This is a genomic window from Williamsia muralis (assembly GCF_051487485.1).
GTDB classification, from domain to species: domain Bacteria; phylum Actinomycetota; class Actinomycetes; order Mycobacteriales; family Mycobacteriaceae; genus Williamsia; species Williamsia muralis_B.
On the sequence record NZ_JAHVCV010000002.1, the window covers coordinates 143,969 to 161,482 of the forward strand.

The 17,514-nt window shown below is 66.4% G+C and carries 12 protein-coding genes and 1 riboswitch; of the genes, 4 read left to right on the top strand and 8 right to left on the bottom strand.

The annotated features are described in order from the left end of the window. Positions 1-7: 7 nt before the first annotated feature. Genes KXR83_RS04000 through KXR83_RS04010 form a run of 3 tightly spaced genes read left to right on the top strand, consistent with a single transcriptional unit; the run spans position 8 to position 4,945 of the window. A complete protein-coding gene (locus KXR83_RS04000; protein WP_437423693.1) occupies positions 8-1,366 on the top strand; it encodes an 8-oxoguanine deaminase in 1,359 nt (452 codons plus the stop codon). Then, positions 1,366-2,178: an FAD binding domain-containing protein gene (locus KXR83_RS04005; RefSeq protein ID WP_437423694.1), complete on the top strand. Its 813-nt coding sequence runs from the start codon at positions 1,366-1,368 to the stop codon at positions 2,176-2,178. The genes KXR83_RS04000 and KXR83_RS04005 overlap by 1 nt, the downstream gene beginning before the upstream one ends. Before the next feature lie 10 nt (positions 2,179-2,188). Further along, positions 2,189-4,945: a molybdopterin-dependent oxidoreductase gene (locus KXR83_RS04010; RefSeq protein WP_437423695.1), complete on the top strand. Its 2,757-nt coding sequence runs from the start codon at positions 2,189-2,191 to the stop codon at positions 4,943-4,945. Positions 4,946-5,006: 61 nt separating this feature from the next. Here the strand turns inward: KXR83_RS04010 and KXR83_RS04015 are convergent, their stop codons facing one another. From KXR83_RS04015 to KXR83_RS04050, 8 genes are all read right to left on the bottom strand, one after another. After that, positions 5,007-5,657 carry a hypothetical protein gene (locus KXR83_RS04015; protein ID WP_437423696.1) on the bottom strand — a complete coding sequence of 217 codons (651 nt, stop codon included), beginning with the start codon at positions 5,655-5,657 and terminating at the stop codon, positions 5,007-5,009. Beyond that, positions 5,657-7,363, bottom strand: coding sequence for an FAD-dependent oxidoreductase (locus KXR83_RS04020; protein WP_437423697.1), 1,707 nt, complete (start codon positions 7,361-7,363; stop codon positions 5,657-5,659). The genes KXR83_RS04015 and KXR83_RS04020 overlap by 1 nt, the downstream gene beginning before the upstream one ends. Then, positions 7,360-8,901, bottom strand: a complete 1,542-nt coding sequence (locus KXR83_RS04025; protein ID WP_437423698.1) for a flavin-containing monooxygenase — start codon at positions 8,899-8,901, stop codon at positions 7,360-7,362. The genes KXR83_RS04020 and KXR83_RS04025 overlap by 4 nt, the downstream gene beginning before the upstream one ends. Then, positions 8,898-9,425 (bottom strand): TetR/AcrR family transcriptional regulator, encoded by a 528-nt coding sequence (locus KXR83_RS04030; RefSeq protein WP_437424434.1) that lies wholly within the window; start codon positions 9,423-9,425, stop codon positions 8,898-8,900. The genes KXR83_RS04025 and KXR83_RS04030 overlap by 4 nt, the downstream gene beginning before the upstream one ends. A 210-nt stretch (positions 9,426-9,635) precedes the next feature. Beyond that, positions 9,636-10,874 carry an acyl-CoA dehydrogenase family protein gene (locus tag KXR83_RS04035; RefSeq protein ID WP_437423699.1) on the bottom strand — a complete coding sequence of 413 codons (1,239 nt, stop codon included), beginning with the start codon at positions 10,872-10,874 and terminating at the stop codon, positions 9,636-9,638. Positions 10,875-10,924: 50 nt separating this feature from the next. Further along, positions 10,925-11,497 (bottom strand): histidine phosphatase family protein, encoded by a 573-nt coding sequence (locus tag KXR83_RS04040; RefSeq protein ID WP_437423700.1) that lies wholly within the window; start codon positions 11,495-11,497, stop codon positions 10,925-10,927. After that, positions 11,494-12,324 (bottom strand): CbtA family protein, encoded by an 831-nt coding sequence (locus tag KXR83_RS04045; RefSeq protein WP_437423701.1) that lies wholly within the window; start codon positions 12,322-12,324, stop codon positions 11,494-11,496. The genes KXR83_RS04040 and KXR83_RS04045 overlap by 4 nt, the downstream gene beginning before the upstream one ends. A 12-nt stretch (positions 12,325-12,336) precedes the next feature. After that, entirely contained in the window at positions 12,337-12,573 is a 237-nt protein-coding gene (locus KXR83_RS04050; RefSeq protein WP_030171297.1) for a CbtB domain-containing protein, read from the bottom strand. 40 nt (positions 12,574-12,613) lie between these two features. Continuing rightward, a riboswitch (cobalamin riboswitch) is annotated at positions 12,614-12,743 on the bottom strand. Between the two features lie 107 nt (positions 12,744-12,850). On the opposite strand from KXR83_RS04050, the gene KXR83_RS04055 reads away from it, so the two are divergent. Continuing rightward, positions 12,851-17,440 (top strand): ATP-dependent helicase, encoded by a 4,590-nt coding sequence (locus tag KXR83_RS04055; RefSeq protein WP_437423702.1) that lies wholly within the window; start codon positions 12,851-12,853, stop codon positions 17,438-17,440. The last annotated feature ends 74 nt before the right edge of the window (positions 17,441-17,514 follow it).

Here is a 17,514-nt window from a genome sequence, read left to right on the forward strand (position 1 = left end):
GGCGAGCATGACCACCGTCGTCGAGAACGCCTACGTCATCACCATGGACGCCGACCACCGTGAGATCGCCTCCGGGTCCGTTGTATTCGACGGCAATCGGATCACGGATGTCATCGACGGCAAGGTCGATCCAGCGGTGGCAGACGGAGCCGAGATCGTCGACGGACGCGGCTGCATCCTCGCCCCGGGCCTGGTCAACACCCATCACCACCTCTATCAGTGGCTGACTCGCGGCCTCGCCGCTGATCACACCCTCTTCGAGTGGCTCACCACGCTGTATCCCGTGTGGGCGGGCATCGACGAGAAGGCCGTGAACGTGGCCGCAACCGGCGCGCTCGGATGGCTGGCCCTCTCGGGGTGCACCACCAGCACCGACCACCACTACGTCTTTCCCAAAGAGGGTGGCGACATGTTGGCGGCCGAGATCATCGCGGCGCAGACCGTCGGCCTGCGTTTTCACCCCACGCGTGGCTCGATGGACCTCAGCGAGAAGGACGGTGGGCTGCCCCCGGACAGCGTGGTCGAGACCATCGACCAGATCATGTCCGCCAGCGCAGATGCGATCGACCGCTGGCACGACCCAGGTCCCGATGCGATGGTGAAGATCGCTCTGGCACCGTGTTCACCGTTCTCGGTGACTGCCGACCTGCTTCGCGCCTCTGCCGAACTCGCCAGAGAGAGGCGAGTACGTCTGCACACACATCTGGCCGAGACGGAGGACGAGTCCGCCTACACCGCAGACCGTTTCGGATGCACACCGATCGAGTACATGGAAACGGTCGGCTGGCTGGGCCCTGATGTCTGGTTTGCACACGGGGTCCACTTCGACGACCACGCGATCACAACCCTGGCGACCTCCGGGAGTTCGGTGGCGCACTGCCCGTCGTCCAACGGCCGCCTCGGTGCTGGAACCGCCCGCGCCCGTGATCTTTTGGCGGCAGGCGTCCCGGTCGGCCTGGGTGTGGACGGCGCGGCCTCGAACGAATCCAGCCGCATTCTCGAAGAAGCGCATCAGGCGGTGTTGATGGCGCGTGCCACCGGCGGACCGACGGCACTCACCACTCGACAGGCACTCGAGATGGCCACATTGGGCGGCGCGCGTGCACTGGGTTGCCAGGACAGTATCGGGTCCATCGAATCCGGCAAGCTCGCCGACATGGTGCTGTGGCGACGGGACGGCCTGGGGCACGCCGGTATCGCAGACCCTGTCGCCGCCCTCGTTCTCGGCGCGGTTCCCCCGGTGGAACGTCTGTGGGTGAACGGGAAGACCGTTGTCCGGGCGGGGGAATTGACCACCATCGATGCCGAGGCAATCGCCGCCGAGGTGGCGGCCGCGCACGACGTCCTGATCGCGAAGGCCGGCTGATGGACCTGCACTCCGTCGATTCCGTTGTGGTGCCGCGGAACCGCGCAGATCTCGCCGGCCTGTCCACCGCCGACGGCCTGATGGCCGGCGGCACTTGGCTCATGAGTGAACCGCAGATGCACCTGCACCGGCTGGTCGACCTGCGGGGACTTCGATGGCCAGACCTCACGATCGCGGAGGACGGCCTCGACATCGGCGCCACCTGCACCATCGACACGTTGCAGTCCACCGCCTACCCCGGTGACTGGGTGGCCACCACGGTGTTCCGCCAGGCCGCGCGGGCGTTGCTGGCCTCGTACAAGATCTGGAAGAGCGCCACCGTCGGCGGCAACATCTGTCTCGGGTTTCCGGTGGGTTCGATGATCTCCATGTTGTCGGCGCTGGACGCGGAGCTGCTGATCTGGAAGGCGGACGGGTCCGACCTCCGATGCACGGTCCCCCACTTCGTCACCGGCAACTCCACCACGATCCTCGACGAGGGAGATGTGTTGCGCTCGGTGCGGATTCCCGCCTCCGGCCTCCGCCAGCCGACCGTTCTGCGGAAGGTTGCCCTGTCCCCTCTCGGCCGGTCCGGAGCCGTGGTCGTCGGGCGACGGACACCGGATGGCGTGGTGATCTCGGTGACGGCGGCGACCGATCGCCCGTATGTGGTGATCACCGACTCCTTGGACCCCGAAGCCGTGGCAGCACAGGTCGATACCGCTGTCCCGGCCGCCGCCTATTACTCGGATGCCCACGGGGCGGCCGATTGGCGCCACCAGGTCACCGGAGTGCTCACCCGGGACGTCGTCGCGCACTTGGCCGGACTGTGAGGAGCGGGCTGTGAAGATCAATGGTGAAGACGTGGCCGCCACGCCCTCGGCCGGACAGTGTCTACGAACGTTCCTGCGTGACCAAGGTGAGTTCGGGGTCAAGAAGGGTTGCGACGCAGGCGATTGCGGCGCCTGCTCGGTACTGATCGACGGAGAGCCGCACCATTCGTGTCTCATTCCGGCGTTCCGGGTGATGGACTCCGAGATCACCACGGTCACCGGGCTCGGTACGCCGGAGAATCTGCATCCGGTACAACAGCGGTTCGTCGACGCCGCCGGCTTCCAGTGCGGCTTCTGCACCGCCGGAATGATCGTCACCGCAAGCACTTTCGACAAGGAGCAGCGAGACGACCTGCCGAACAGCCTCAAGGGCAACCTGTGCCGGTGCACCGGATACCGAGCGATCCGCGACGCCATCGACGGCGTGGTCGGCACCGAGAAGGTGTCGCCGGGAGATTCCGGTCCATCGATCGGCCGCTCGGTGTCGGCTCCGGCCGCACCACGCATCGTCACCGGGACCGAGCCGTACACGATGGATGGATTGCCCCACGACGTCGGCCACATCTCGGTGCTCGGTAGTCCACATGCGCACGCCCGCATCCTGTCCGCCGATACCTCGGCGGCCGAGCAGATGCCCGGAGTACGAACAGTTCTGACGTACCTCGACGATCCGGGGGTGCCGTTCTCGACTGCGCGCCACGACCATCGCCACGACGACCCCGACGACGGATATATTTTCGACACCACGGTGCGTTTCATCGGGCAGCGCGTGGCCGCAGTGGTCGCCGACTCGATCACCATCGCCCGTCGCGCCGCCGAACTCATCGTGGTCGAGTACGACGTGCTGCCCGCCAACTTCGATCCGGCGGTGGCCACCGATCCCGCGACACCGACGGTGCACGGTGAGAAGGGGCCCGATTCGCGGATCGCGGACCCGGCCCGCAATCTCGTCGCCTCCGTCGACGGCACGGTGGGCGACATCGATGCCGGTCTTGCTCAGGCTCGCGACAACGGGGGCGCTGTGGTCTCGGGTACCTGGCAGACGGCCCGCGTCCAGCACGCCCACCTCGAAACCCACGGCGCAGTCGGTTGGCGAGATGATGACGGCCGGGTGGTGGTGCGGTCCAGCACGCAGGTGCCCTTCCTGGTTCGGGCCGAGCTGTGTCACATCTTCGGATTGCGCGGCGACGACGTACGCGTGTACGCCGCTCGGGTGGGTGGCGGTTTCGGGGGCAAGCAAGAGCTGCTCACCGAAGATGTGGTGGTGCTCGCGCTGGTGAAGACGGGCCGCCCGGCGGTATACGAGTTCACGCGCACCGAGGAGTTCACCCGCGCACCGTGCCGCCATCCGATGCGTGTGGGGGTGACGGCGGCGGCAGGCGCCGACGGAATCCTCACCGCGCTGTCGGTGTCCGTGCTGTCCGACGCCGGCGCCTACGGAAACCACAGCAGCGGGGTGATGTTCCACGCCTGCAACGAGACCATGGTGCTCTACCGCTGCCCCAACAAGCACGTCGACGCACAAGCGGTGTACACCAACAACATTCCGTCGGGCGCTTTCCGCGGCTACGGTCTGGGCCAGGTCGCGTTCGGCATCGAGGGCGCGATCGATGAACTCGCGGCGCAACTGGGCATCGACCCGTTCGAGATGCGCCGTCGTAACGTGGTCGTCCCCGGAGACGAGTTCGTTGCCTGGGAGGTCGAAGAGGGCGACCTCGAGTTCGGGAGTTACGGTCTCGACCAGTGCATCGATCTGGCCGAGCAAGCGCTGATCGCGGGGCGTGCTGACCCGGTCAGGGCGGGCGAGGACGTGGCAGGCCGGCCCGGGTGGCACATCGGCGAAGGTATGGGGACGGCGATGATCGCCACCATTCCGCCGCGTGGGCATTTCGCCGATGTCTCGGTCACGCTGACCGACGACGGCACGTACGTCGCCGCGGTCGGCACCGCAGAGTTCGGAAACGGAACCACCACTGTTCACAGCCAGATCGCGTCGTCGGCGCTGGGGTGTTCACCGGGTCAGATAGTGATCAGGCAGGCCGACACCGATGAGGTCGGCTATGACACAGGCGCCTTCGGATCAGCCGGAACAGTGGTCGCCGGCAAAGCACTCGGACTCGCGTGCGCTCAGCTGCGCGGCGAGATCCTCGCCATTGCAGCGCGGGCACTCGACACCGATGTCGCCGAGTGCACCCTCGGACCGCAAGGCGTGCAGGCGGGCGCGGAGTTCATCGACCTCGCGGGGATCGTCTCCGTCCACGGAGGGCCACTGCGCGCCACGAGCACTCAGAACGGCACCCCGCGCTCGATCGCGTTCAACGTCCACGCGTTTCGTGTTGCGGTCAACTCCGCCACAGGTGAGGTGCGCATCCTGCAGTCGGTGCAGTCCGCGGACGCCGGAGTGGTGCTCAACCCGCAGCAGTGCCGGGGTCAGGTCGAAGGTGGTGCGGCACAGGCGATCGGCAGTGCCCTGTACGAGGAGATGATCCTCGACGAGGGCCAGGTGCTCACCCAGGTGTTGCGCAATTACCACATTCCCCAACTCGCCGATGTGCCGGAGACCGAGGTGTACTTCGCCGACACCTACGATTCGATCGGCCCACTCGGCGCCAAGTCGATGAGCGAGGCGCCCTACAACCCGGTGGCCCCCGCGCTCGAGAGTGCGATTCGCAACGCGGTGGGCGTCCGGGTGTACGAATTGCCGATGAACCCGTCACGGGTGTGGCGGGCCATCAGCAACGGTCAGCCACACCAACCCGGGTCATGACCGCCTACCCGGTCCTTTACCGAGGCCGACCAGGCTTTGCGCTCACCGCGCGGGCTCTGCTCTAGTTGGCTAGCCGGGTAGCCGGCCCTGTCTCCATGCGGCCGGAGACGATCTGGAGTCCGTGGTGGGTCCCGGGTTTCAGCCATTGCGACAACGTCGGGCCCTCGGAGAGCACGGTGACCCGGGCATAGCGCGCTTTGCCGGTGAGCTTGGACCCGGCCAGCAACAGGGCACCGTCCACCGGCTGGGCGAACCCGAGACCGCCCTTGATCGGGAATGTCGGGCCACGGCCCTCGGATTGTGTCTGGACGGTCCAGTCCGGGCCTCCGGCACCAGAACCCGCGAGTACGTCGCCCGTGAACTCGGCCAGTACCTTCGGCAGACTCCAGTGCTCACGCCCGCCATGGACCGAGGCCGCGGAGTCGACGGCGATGAACGGCACCGACATTCGCGGCAGCGCGCCGAGCCCGCCGCCGGGTCGTCGCAGTACCGGGCTCGCCAGGATCTCCCGGTACGGACCCACGGGCGAATCGAGATAATCGACGACCATGCCGATGGTCATCGGCAGGACAGAGCCCTTCGGGCCGATGGCCTTGGCCTGCTCGGTGCTCCGATGCCACCACAGGGTGGCGCGCACCGCAGCCGGCCACGGCGGCGGCGAACTGATCGGCACGTCTCCTGGCTCGATCGCCGACTCGGCAACACTCCACATCAGCATGCCCCTTTCGCGGGCTCCGGCATCGTGACGAACAGGGGCAGGCGCAGTGCTCCGGGCGCACTTTCGGGAACCACCGGCGATCGTGGCGCCGTGGCAGCAACGCGTCGGTACGGCTCACCGAGGCCCGGGCGCTTGTCCTGCTCACCCTTGTTGGGCCACATCGCGATCGCTCGTTCGGCTTGAGCGGTGATCGTCAGCGACGGATTGACACCGAGGTTCGCGCTCACCGCCGAGCCATCCACCACGTGCAGACCCGGATGCCCGAAGATGCGGTGGTAGGGATCGACGACACCGTGGTCGGCGTCGGCGCCGATCACACAGCCACCGAGGAAGTGCGCGGTCATCGGGATGTTGACCACTTCGGCGATGGAACCACCTGGGTCTCCGTCGATCTTGTCGGCAAGCAACCTGATGGCTTTGTGGCCCTGGGGTATCCAGGACGGCGGCGGATCACCCGCTCCGCGACGACTGGTCAGCTGCCGGCCGAAAATCGTCCGCTTGGAGCCCAATTCGAGCGAGTTGTCGTCGGTTTGCATCACCAGCGCGATCACCGTCTTCTCTGACCAGTGCCGCACGGACAGACTGCGGAAGAACGCTGCCGGGTGCCGCAATGCCACCCCGATGGTCTTGAACACGCGCGGGACCGGCCCGCCGCCATCGGACAGCACGGTCTGGAGCAAGCCGATGGCGTTGCTGCCCTTGCCGTATCGCACCGGTTCGATGTGGGTGTGGTCGTCGGGGTGGAACGACGACGTGATGGCGATGCCCTGCGTGTAGTCGACTTTTCGATCACGAGCTGTCGCGGCCAGCACTGCCTCGCTGTTGGTGCGGACCACCGACCCGAGTTGCTCGGACAGCTCCGGCAGCTCGCCGGTCTCCTTCATGGCCAACAGCAACTTCTGGGTGCCGTATGTGCCTGCAGCGAAGACCACCTGACCGGCGAAGATCGATGTGTCCTTGCGCCGTAGTTTGGCACCGGTGCGGCGGGTGACGATTTCGTACCCGTCGGCGGAGGGCCGTACTGCCCGCACGGTGGTGAGGGGCAACACGGTGACGCCCGCGTTCTCGGCGAGGTGCAGATAGTTCTTGACCAATGTGTTCTTGGCGCCTACCCGGCAGCCGGTCATGCAGGAGCCGCACTCGGTGCAAGCTGTGCGTTCGGGCCCGGCCCCGCCGAAGAACGGGTCGGCCTCTCGCTCGGTGCCGTTGCCGAAGAACACGCCGACCGGCGTGGTGGTGAACGTGTCCCCCACCCCCATGTCGTCGGCGACCTCGCGCATCACCTTGTCCGCCGCCGTCACCAGCGGGTTGTCCACCACCCCGAGCATGCGACGAGCCTGGTCGTAGTACGGATTCAGCTCGTCCTGCCAGTCGGTGATGTGCCCCCACTGCGGGTCTTCGAAGAAGCGCTTCGGTGGTTGATAGAGCGTGTTGGCGTAGTTCAGCGACCCGCCGCCCACTCCCGCGCCGGCCATCACCAACACGTCAGGTAGGAGGTGGATGCGTTGCAGCCCATAGCATCCCAGCCACGGCGCCCAGAGATACTTGCGCAGTCGCCAGCTCGTCTTGGGCAGCTGATCGTCGGTGAACCTGCGGCCCGCCTCGAGCACGGCCACCTTGTAACCCTTTTCGGCCAGTCGTAACGCGGCCACCGATCCGCCGAAACCTGATCCGACAACCACCACGTCATAGTCGTTCATGCCGGCTCACTTTCGCGGGGTCGAGGCGCGGGCACCGTGCCGCGGCCGAGGTCGTAGTCACTCAGATCAGCCGAGCGCAACGCTTGTCGGAACTCCCACGTGAACGTCGGCCACATGACCGAGTTCCGACCGTTCTTGTCGAAGTACCAGCTCGAACAGCCGCCCGAGTTCCACACCGTGCCCTCGAGTTGTTCGTCGATTCCCTTGTTGTACTCGGCCTGCTTGCGCTGGTTGACGTTCAGCGATGCGATGTTGCGAGAGCGCATCTGGGTGATCGCCGAGCTGATGTACGCGGCCTGCGACTCCAGCATGAAGACGATGGAGCTGTGACCGAGGTTGGTGTTCGGCCCGTACATCAGGAACAGGTTAGGGAAGCCGTGAACGGTGGTGCCGCGATAGGCATTCGGACTGCCGTTCCAGGTGTCGGCAAGGGTGCGCCCGTGTTCGCCGTAGAGCACGCTGGCCACCGGCGGCTCGGTGGCGGTGAACCCGGTGCCGAACACGATGGCGTCGACCTCGTGTTCGCGGCCGGCACCGTCGACAACGCCGTTGGCGGTCACCGCCGCCATGCCGGTGTCCACGAGGGTGACGTCTTCGCGCGCAAGCGTGGACAACCAGGTGTTGCTGAGCAGCATTCGCTTGCAGCCGATGGTGAACTTCGGCGTCAGCTTCTTACGCAGCACCGGATCCTTGACCTGCTTGCGCAATTGACTCTTGGCCAAGAGCTTGAACAGCGGCAGCAGAAACGTGAACTTCGCCAGGGCGACGACGTAGGCCTCGCGGTAGAAGTACAGACTGTTGCGTGCGAATCGCTGGGTGAACGGCGCCAGGCGATACAGCGTGCGTTCGAGCTTGCCGATCTGCCGGTCGAGCCGCGGGATGATCCAGGCGGGCGTCCGCTGAAAGACCGTCACATGCGCTGCAGGACCGGCCAATTCAGGTACGAACTGGATCGCCGAGGCTCCGGTCCCGACAACGGCGATGCGCTTACCCGCCGGATCGAAGTCGTGGTTCCAGGTGGCGCTGTGGAACATCGTCCCGGTGAACTCGCCGATGCCGGGGACGTCGGGAAAGCTGGGATTGGAGAGCGTACCGGTGGCGGCGATCAGGACCTGCGCCTCGATCTGCCCGCGCGAGGTCGACACCGACCAGCGCGACTTGTCTGCGTCCCACCGTGCGCCGAGAAGTTCACACTCGAAGACGGTGCGATCGCGCAGACCGCGCTGGTCCGCGACCGACCGCAGGTACGCGAAGATCTCCGGCTGGCGAGCGTAGTTGTGCGTCCACTCCGGGCTCTGGGCGAACGAGAACGAATACAGATTGCTCGGCACGTCGCATGCGGCGCCGGGGTACGTGTTGTCTCGCCACGTCCCGCCGACATCGCTTGCGCGCTCGATGATCAGGACGTCGGCCGCAGGGGTGTCGGCGAGAATCTTGTGTGCGGCAGCCAGGCCGGCGAAGCCGGTGCCGACGATCAACGTGTGCACGTACGCCGGAAGATCTTGCTGCTCGATCGCATCTGAACTCAGCGCGGTCATGTGGTGGTCACCATTGCCTCCCATATCGGTATCAACCGCTTGCGGAGCTCACGGTCGGACTTCTCGTTGCGGAACAGTGCCGAGACCGCCAGTCCACGGGCGAGTTCGACACTGATCTCGATGGCCTCTGGCGACATCCGGTCACCGAAGATTGCGGCGCCACCGGTGTGGATGGCCTCGTTGACCCGCGCCTCGAGCGGCAGCACAGCTGCATGCAGCGCAGGGTCGGTCCGGGCTGCGATCCACAGTTCGAGGGCGGCGTAGAAAAGCGGGCCCGAGAAGGCGTCGAGAAATACCTCGACCCCGGGAGCCTCGCCACTCGCATGAGCTCCGAGCATTTCATCCAGCCGCTGTTCCACCAGGTGCTCGACGGCCGCCACGACCAATGACTCCTTGGTCGGGAAGTGGTGCAACTGGGCGCCGCGGGATACACCCGCACGGCGAGAGATCTCCTGGGTGCTGGTCCCGGAATAGCCGTTGTCGACGAGGCACGAGATGGCTGCGTCGAGCAGTCGCGCCCGCATCTGCGAAGTGCGCTCGGCCTGGGTTCGACTCTGCGACGGAGCCTGGCCGTTCTCCTCCGTCACGCGTGTGTTGGTCGCCACATCGGTGAGGTTAGCGAAGAATTAAGAAACAGTCCAGTCTGTTTGTAAGTTGGTCGCACAACTGGAGAAGCCCACCTCCGGACCCGAGTTCTTCAATTCCCGGGCGGAGGTGGGCTTGGTCCAGAAGAACTAACGCGCCAAGACACCCTTGGCAACGTGGGTGATCTGCACTTCGTTGCTGCCTGCGTAGATCATCAGCGACTTCGCGTCACGGGCCAGTTGCTCGACCCGGTACTCGGCCATATAGCCGTTGCCACCGAACAACTGCACGGCTTCCATCGCGACCTCGGTTGCCGTTCGCGACGAGTAGAGCTTCATCGCCGACGCCTCGGCGAGGTCCACCGGCTTGCCCGCCTGCGATCGTTCGAGAGCATGAAACACCATGTTCTGCACATTGATCCGGGCGACCTCCATCTCGGCCAGCTTGAGCTGGATGAGCTGTAGATCGGCAATGGGCTTGCCCCACAGGGTGCGCTGCTTGGCGTATTCGACGCAGAGTCGCTGGCACTCGTTGATGATGCCGAGCGACAGCGAGGCGATACCGACACGTTCGAGCACAAATCCGGCCTTGGCACCCTCGCCGCCGCCTTTGGCACCGACCTCCTCCGTCTCGCCGAGGAGCCGATCCTTGTCGAGCTTCACGTTGTCGAAGAACAGTTCGCCCGTGGGCGACGACATGATGCCCATCTTCTTGAACGGCTTGCCCTGGGTGAAGCCCTCCATGCCCTTGTCGAGGACAAAGGTCAAGACCTTGCGCTGGCGCCGCTCGACCGACGAATCACCGTCGTCGAGCTTGGCGAAGACCACCGCGGTGTCCGCGAACGGGCCGTTGGTGATGAATGTCTTCTGACCGTTGAGGATGTAGTTGTCGCCGTCTCGCCGGACGGTGGTCTTCATCCCACCCAATGCATCCGATCCGGAATCCGGCTCGGTGATCGCCCAGGCGCCCACCTTGTTCATGGTGACCAGGTCGGGCAGCCACCGCTTCTTCTGGGCGAGCGTGCCCTTGGATCGGATCGTCGACGGGGTGAGTCCGAGACTCACACCCATGGAGGCGACGATGCCCAGGCTCACGCCCGACAGTTCGATGTTGAGGATGGCGCCCATCGATGTCATCCCCGCGCCGCCGCCCGAACCCGTCTTGGGCTCGGCTTCCCCGCGGGCCACCGCTTCATCCCTGGCGAACTCCTTGTCCAAGGCATCGGTCGCCATCGCATCCACGCCGAAGGTCTTGAGCAAGTTCCGGATGATGTCGTAGGGCGGAAGGACGCCCGTCTCGAGCTCATCGATGTGCGGACGGATCTCCTTGTCGATGAAGCCGCGCACGGCATCACGCACCATCAGATCTTCTTCGGACCACTCGTACATGCAGATTCCCCTCGGATGTCGACGTTCTTTACCAACACTAGAATCCGAGATCACTTTTCGAGGCGGTTCACCGATTCCCGAACGCCCGGCCGCAGACGCCAGCGGCCACCGCGACGACGTAGGCGGATCACATCTGCAGGCTGGACCTCGATGCCGAAGAAGTCCGCTCCGATCGCAGCCGCGACAATGCCCTGCGCGGTACCGCCGGCGACGACCACTGCGACATCGTCGCCGCCTCGGTCCTGTAGCCACTCAGCAAGGCGCCCAACAAAATCGACTACACTCTCGCCGCCATGCGGCGCCGCTGCCGGGTCGGCGAACCACTGACCGAGTTCGACGGGATCGACCTGATCGGGCCGCAGGCCGGCCCACCGGCCCAGGTCGATGGCCCGCAGTCCCGGTTCCACGTCTGCGTCCTGCGCGCCCATCAACCTCGCCGTGTCGCGTGCAGAAACATCTGGAGCAACAACGACTTTCGCGCCCGAGTGCAGGCGCAGACCCGTGGCATCGGCCTGTCCGCGGACGTCCAGCGGCTCGTCATGCGAACCGAAGGTCAACGTGGCGTTCGGGCCCGTTCGTGCGGCCACGATCACTGTGAGATCCAGTGGGGGTACGCCCGTCATGTCGGGCGGGCTCCGCCTTCCGCCCCAGCGCGAGCACCCGCACCGGCCCCGCGAGCGGTCCGTTTACCGATCCAGTTGAGCGACAGCGCAAACCCGAGGCCGAGTACCGCCCACAAGATGACCTGGTTGATCACCGAGTAGTACCGGAAGTCGCCGAGCAGATCGGCCGGGAACCCCGGGAAGACCATCGACTGACCGTCCATGAGTGGGCCCGGCACCTCGTCGAAACTCGGCAACACAACCACCGTGACAGCGATCGCGGCCAGATACGCAACGCCTGCCACCACTGCCGCGTACAAGCCGCCGATCTTCGGTGCCAGCCAGAACGCCAGCACCGCTGCGGCGATCATGAAGCCCACCGACAGCAGCAGGATCGTCAGGTACGCGCCACTGCGCGATCCGATCGTGTCGTCATCACCCACCGCGGGCGGATTCGCGGGGTACGCGCTGAACGGGATGAGATACACCGCGACGAATCCGCAGACTGCGAGCAGAGCTGCCACCGTCCGTGGATCGATTGTCGGGTACCGCCGGCCGACGTAGGCCCACACAACAGTGAAGGCAACGGCGAAGAACGCCCCGATGATCAGGCCGAACACCACCGACCCCACACCGGCGCCGAAGTTCTGCTGCACGGTCCGGGAGAACAACTCGTGGTCGTGCGTGTGAGATCCGCCGGTCAGCTCGAGTTCGGCGTGCGATCGGCCTTCCTCATATCCGACGGCACGGTCGACGAGGGGCTCGATGTAGATCCGGGCGAAGACAAACGCGACGATTCCGGCGACCAGACCTGAGAGCAGTCCGGCGCCGATGAACTTCTTTTCCACGTGTTCGCCTGCTCAGTGGCAGGGGAAGCCGAGGAAGTGCCGGGCGTCGTGGATGTACTCGTGGACATGGGTGTCGCTGCCGAACACCGACACCGCGCCCTGGTCGAAGCCGAGGAAGTAGTAGGCGAGAGACGCGACCATGGTGGTGGCGGTCAGCCAGAGTGCGGCGTTCACGACCGACACATCCGGGACCGCGACGGCCAACGTGGGGGCACTCGAAACCGGTTGCGAGACCGAAGAACTCGACATTGATATCTCCTCTCGCGGGATGCGCGCCCCGCGTCGACCTGGTGGGTGTCGTGCCCCGGTCCCCTGACTTGCGGCTCCACCCCGGTGGGTTGAGATCAGCTCACAGTGGCGCGACCGCTCCGGATTTGCACCGGATTTCCCGTTCGCACGACGTGCGCTGACTCTATTCCGCGGCGTTTTGCCCGGTCAACACCGACCCGCCGAATGATTGCCCGTCTGCAGTCACCCGGTCGGCGGCTTCTCCCGACATGTCAGACCCGTCATGGATCATGGAGCAATGGCCGCCCGCAAGTCCCCCACCTCGGTATCCGGCGTGCCCAGCGCCCAGCAGGTGTTGGCGCGCTTCACAGCGCCGACTCGTGCCTGGTTCGACGCGGCCTTCCCCGCACCCACATCGGCACAGCTCGGGGCATGGAACTCCATCGCGGACGGCCAGAACACCCTGGTCGTGGCGCCCACCGGCTCGGGCAAGACACTGTCGGCATTCTTGTGGGCACTCGATCGTCTGGGCGCCGACCCCACTCCCGACGGCGCCAAGTCCGCCGGCACACGCGTTCTCTACGTGTCACCACTGAAGGCCCTTGCCGTCGATGTCGAGCGCAACCTACGCGCACCCCTGATCGGGATCACCCGGGCCGCGCAGGAGCTGAACCTGCCTGTCCCCCAGATCACGGTGGGCGTGCGATCGGGCGACACCCCGGCCGCGCAGCGCCGTCAGTTGCTCCGGACGCCACCCGACATCCTGATCACCACCCCCGAATCCCTCTTCCTGATGCTCACGTCGTCGGCGCGCGACACCCTCACCTCGGTGCAGACGGTCATCGTCGACGAGGTGCACGCCGTGGCGGGCACCAAGCGGGGCACACATCTGGCGTTGTCGCTCGAACGTCTCGACGCCCTGCTCGAGAACCCGGCACAACGCATCGGGTTGTCGGCGACGGTCCGGCCACCCGAACGTGTCGCGGGATTCCTCTCCGGCAGCCGGCCCTACACGATCGTGCAGCCGCCGGCGTCCAAGACGTTCGACCTCTCGGTCGACGTCCCTGTCGCGGACATGACCAACATCCCGGTGATCGCCGGCGGCGACGAGATCGACGACGAGGCCTCCGCTCCGGCCGCCGGATCGCTGTGGCCGTATGTCGAGAGCTCGATCGTCGACCTCATCGAGAAGAACCGATCCACCATTGTCTTCACCAACTCCCGCCGCCTGGCCGAGCAGCTCACGGCCCGCCTCAACGAGGTCCATGCCACCCGGCTCGGGCAGGCACCGGAGCCCGCGTCCAATCCGCGGGTGCCCGGCGGTGCGCCGGCTCAGGTGATGGGCAGTGGCGCCAGCAAAGGTGCCGAGCCCCTGCTCGCTCGGGCCCACCACGGCTCGGTGAGCAAAGAGGTACGCGGACAGATCGAGGACGACCTCAAGTCGGGCCGCCTGCGGTGTGTGGTGGCCACGAGCAGTCTCGAACTCGGCATCGACATGGGTGCTGTCGACTTGGTCATCCAGGTGGAGGCTCCGCCGTCCGTAGCCAGCGGCCTGCAGCGGATCGGTCGTGCCGGGCACCAGGTGGGCGAGATCAGTCAGGGTGTGCTGTTCCCCAAGCACCGCACCGATCTGTTGCGGTGCGCCGTGGCGGTCGAGCGGATGACCGACGGACTCATCGAAGAGTTGGTCGTTCCTGCAAATCCGCTCGACGTACTGGCGCAACAGACCGTCGCGGTGTGCGCGACGGGCAGCATCGACGTCGACGAGTGGTACCAAACCGTCCGTCGCAGTGCGCCTTACGCCACGCTGCCCCGTCCGGTCTACGACGCCACCCTGGATCTGCTGTCCGGCCGTTACCCCTCCGACGAGTTCGCCGAACTGCGACCGCGAGTGGTCTGGGACCGCGCCAAGGGCACGATCACCGGACGTCCCGGTGCTCAGCGTCTCGCGGTCACCTCTGGCGGCGCGATCCCGGACCGCGGGCTGTTCGCCGTGTACATGGTGGGCGAAAAGCAAACGCGGGTGGGCGAACTCGACGAGGAGATGGTCTACGAGTCCCGGGTGGGCGACGTCTTCGCCCTCGGCGCGACCAGCTGGCGGATCGAGGAGATCACGCACGACCGGGTGCTGGTCACCCCGGCGTACGGACAGGCGGGCCGGCTGCCGTTCTGGCACGGCGACAGCATCGGCCGACCGGCCGAACTCGGAGCCGCCATCGGTAAGTTCGTCGGCGAGCTCAGCAGCACGGACAAGATGGCCGACCACGCCGAGCGCCTCGGCCTCAATGCCTTCGCCCGAGACAATCTGGCGCAGCTGATCTCCGAACAGCAGGCGGCCACCGGCCACCTGCCCACCGACCGCACGTTGTTGGTCGAACGCTTCCGCGACGAGCTCGGCGACTGGCGGGTGATCCTGCACTCCCCTTATGGCCTGAGGGTTCACGCGCCGTGGGCGAGTGCCGTCACCGCACGTCTGCAGCAGGACTACGGCATCGACGGGGCGGTCTCGGCCGCCGACGACGGCATCATCGTCAGACTCCCCGACACCGACGACCAGCCACCCGGTGCGTCGTTGTTCAGTTTCGAGCCCGACGAGATCGAGCAGATCGTCACCGAGCAGCTGGGCGGCTCGGCCATGTTCGCCTCACGGTTCCGCGAGTGCGCTGCCCGGGCACTGCTACTGCCCCGGCGCAACCCCGGCAAGCGTGCGCCGCTGTGGCAGCAACGTCAGCGCAGTGCCCAATTGCTGGATGTGGCAAGGAAATACCCGCAGTTCCCCATCATCCTCGAGGCGTTCCGCGAATGTCTGCAGGACGTGTACGACCTGCCGGCCCTTGTCGACATGCTCACGCGTATCCAGAATCGGCGTCTGCGGGTCATCGAGGTCGAGACCGAGACGCCGTCTCCGATGGCCTCCTCGTTGCTGTTCGGCTACGTGGGCGCGTTCATGTACGCCGACGACGCCCCGCTCGCCGAGCGTCGCGCCGCCACCCTGTCCCTCGACACCGCGCTGCTGGCGCAGCTGCTCGGGCGCGTCGACCTGCGAGAGTTGCTCGACCAGAACGTCATCGCCGACACCGAGGCCAAGCTCCAACGCCTGCATCCGGACCGGCAGGCGAAAGATGCCGAGGGCATTGCCGACCTCTTACGCTGGCTCGGTCCACTCACCGCAGACGCTGTGGCACTTCGCTACACCGGCGACGATTCACGCCAGCTGCTCACCGAGCTGGTCGGCGCCGGCCGGGCCATCGAGGTCTCCCGCGGCGGAGACATCGTCTGGTTCGCCGCCGCCGAAGATGCCAGCCGGTTGCGGGACGGGCTCGGGATCCCGCCACCGCAAGGCCTTCCGATGGCGTTTCTCGACCCTGTCGACGATCCGCTCGGCGACCTCGTCGGCCGGTTCGCGCGCACCCACGGCCCGTTCGTCGCAGCTGATGTCGCGGAGGCGCTGGGACTGGGCGTCGCTGTTGTGCGAGACACCCTGGTCCGGCTGGCCGGCCAGCGACGGGTGGTCGAAGGCGACTTCCGGCCCGAACCCGCCGGCACCCTGCGCAGCGGCGAGCAATGGTGCAACACCGAGGTCCTGTCCGGATTGCGCCGGGCCTCGCTCGCGGCGAGCCGGGCGGAGATAGCTCCCGTCAGTCACCAGACCTACGCGCGATTCGTCACCGGCTGGCAGCACGTCACCGACCGCACGCGTCTGCGCGGCATCGACGGGGTGTCTGCGGTGATCGACCAGCTGGCCGGGGTTCCCATCCCGGCGTCGGCGTGGGAGTCACTGATCCTGCCCGCCCGGGTGTCCGACTACCGGCCCGACATGCTCGACGAGCTCACTGCAGGCGGCGAGGTGCTGTGGGCCGGGCACGGTCGGTTGTCCGGCTCCGACGGCTGGATCAGTCTGCACCCCGCCGATCTCGCCGAGGACAGCCTCCCCGCGCCCACCGAGATCGACATGGGCGATCTGCACCAGCGAGTGCTGGACCAACTTGCTCCGGGCGGCGCCTTCTTCTTCCGGCAGTTGAGCGACTCGCTGTCCGTCGACGGTGTCGCGCCGCTGGGGTCGGACCTCGAGATGGCCTTGTGGGACCTGGCGTGGGCGGGTCGCATCAGCAACGACACGTTCTCACCGGTACGCGCTCTCCTCGGACCGGGCCGTAAACCCGGGGCCGTCCGGGGCGTACCGGCTCACCGCGGGCGGCGCAGATTTGCGCGCACTCCCCGTACTGCGCCGATGTCGATGACGGGGCGATGGTTTGTCCTGCCCCCGCCGCTGGGCGACCCCACGTTGGCCATCGCCGCGCAGTGCTCGACGCTGCTGGACCGCTATGGCGTCGTCACCAAGGGAGCGGTGATGACCGAAGGAGTAGAAGGGGGCTTCTCGCGTGTCTACAAGGCCCTCACCGGGTTCGAAGACAGCGGCAAGGTGCGCCGCGGCTACTACATCGACGGACTCGGCGGTGCGCAGTTTGCCGCCACCACCACCGTCGACCGACTACGCGACGAGGTAGAAACCATCGGTCAGTCCGCCATCGCCCTCGCCGCGACCGACCCGGCCAATCCGTACGGTTCCGCACTGGGCTGGCCGCCACAGAAAGAAGGCCATCGCCCCGGCCGCAAGCCGGGTGCGCTGGTGGTGCTGGTCGACGGCGACCTCGTGCTGTTCGTCGAACGCGGCGGAAAAACAGTGCTCACGTTCAGCGAGGACTCCGACAGCCTCGCCGCAGCCACCTCTGCTCTGGCACGGGTGGTCATCCGAGGACAGGTCGATCGGCTGTATGTGGAGAAGGTCAACGGAGAACCCGTTCTGACCGGTGACCTCGCCGAGCATCTCCGGGAAAGCGGCTTCTCGGCCACGCCTCGCGGCCTGCGGCTGCGCCGCACCGGATGACAACTCGCATGCGGAAGTGGCCGGTGATGCACGTGCTACCGGGTCGGGCGTTTTAGGCTGTACCCGGGCCGGGA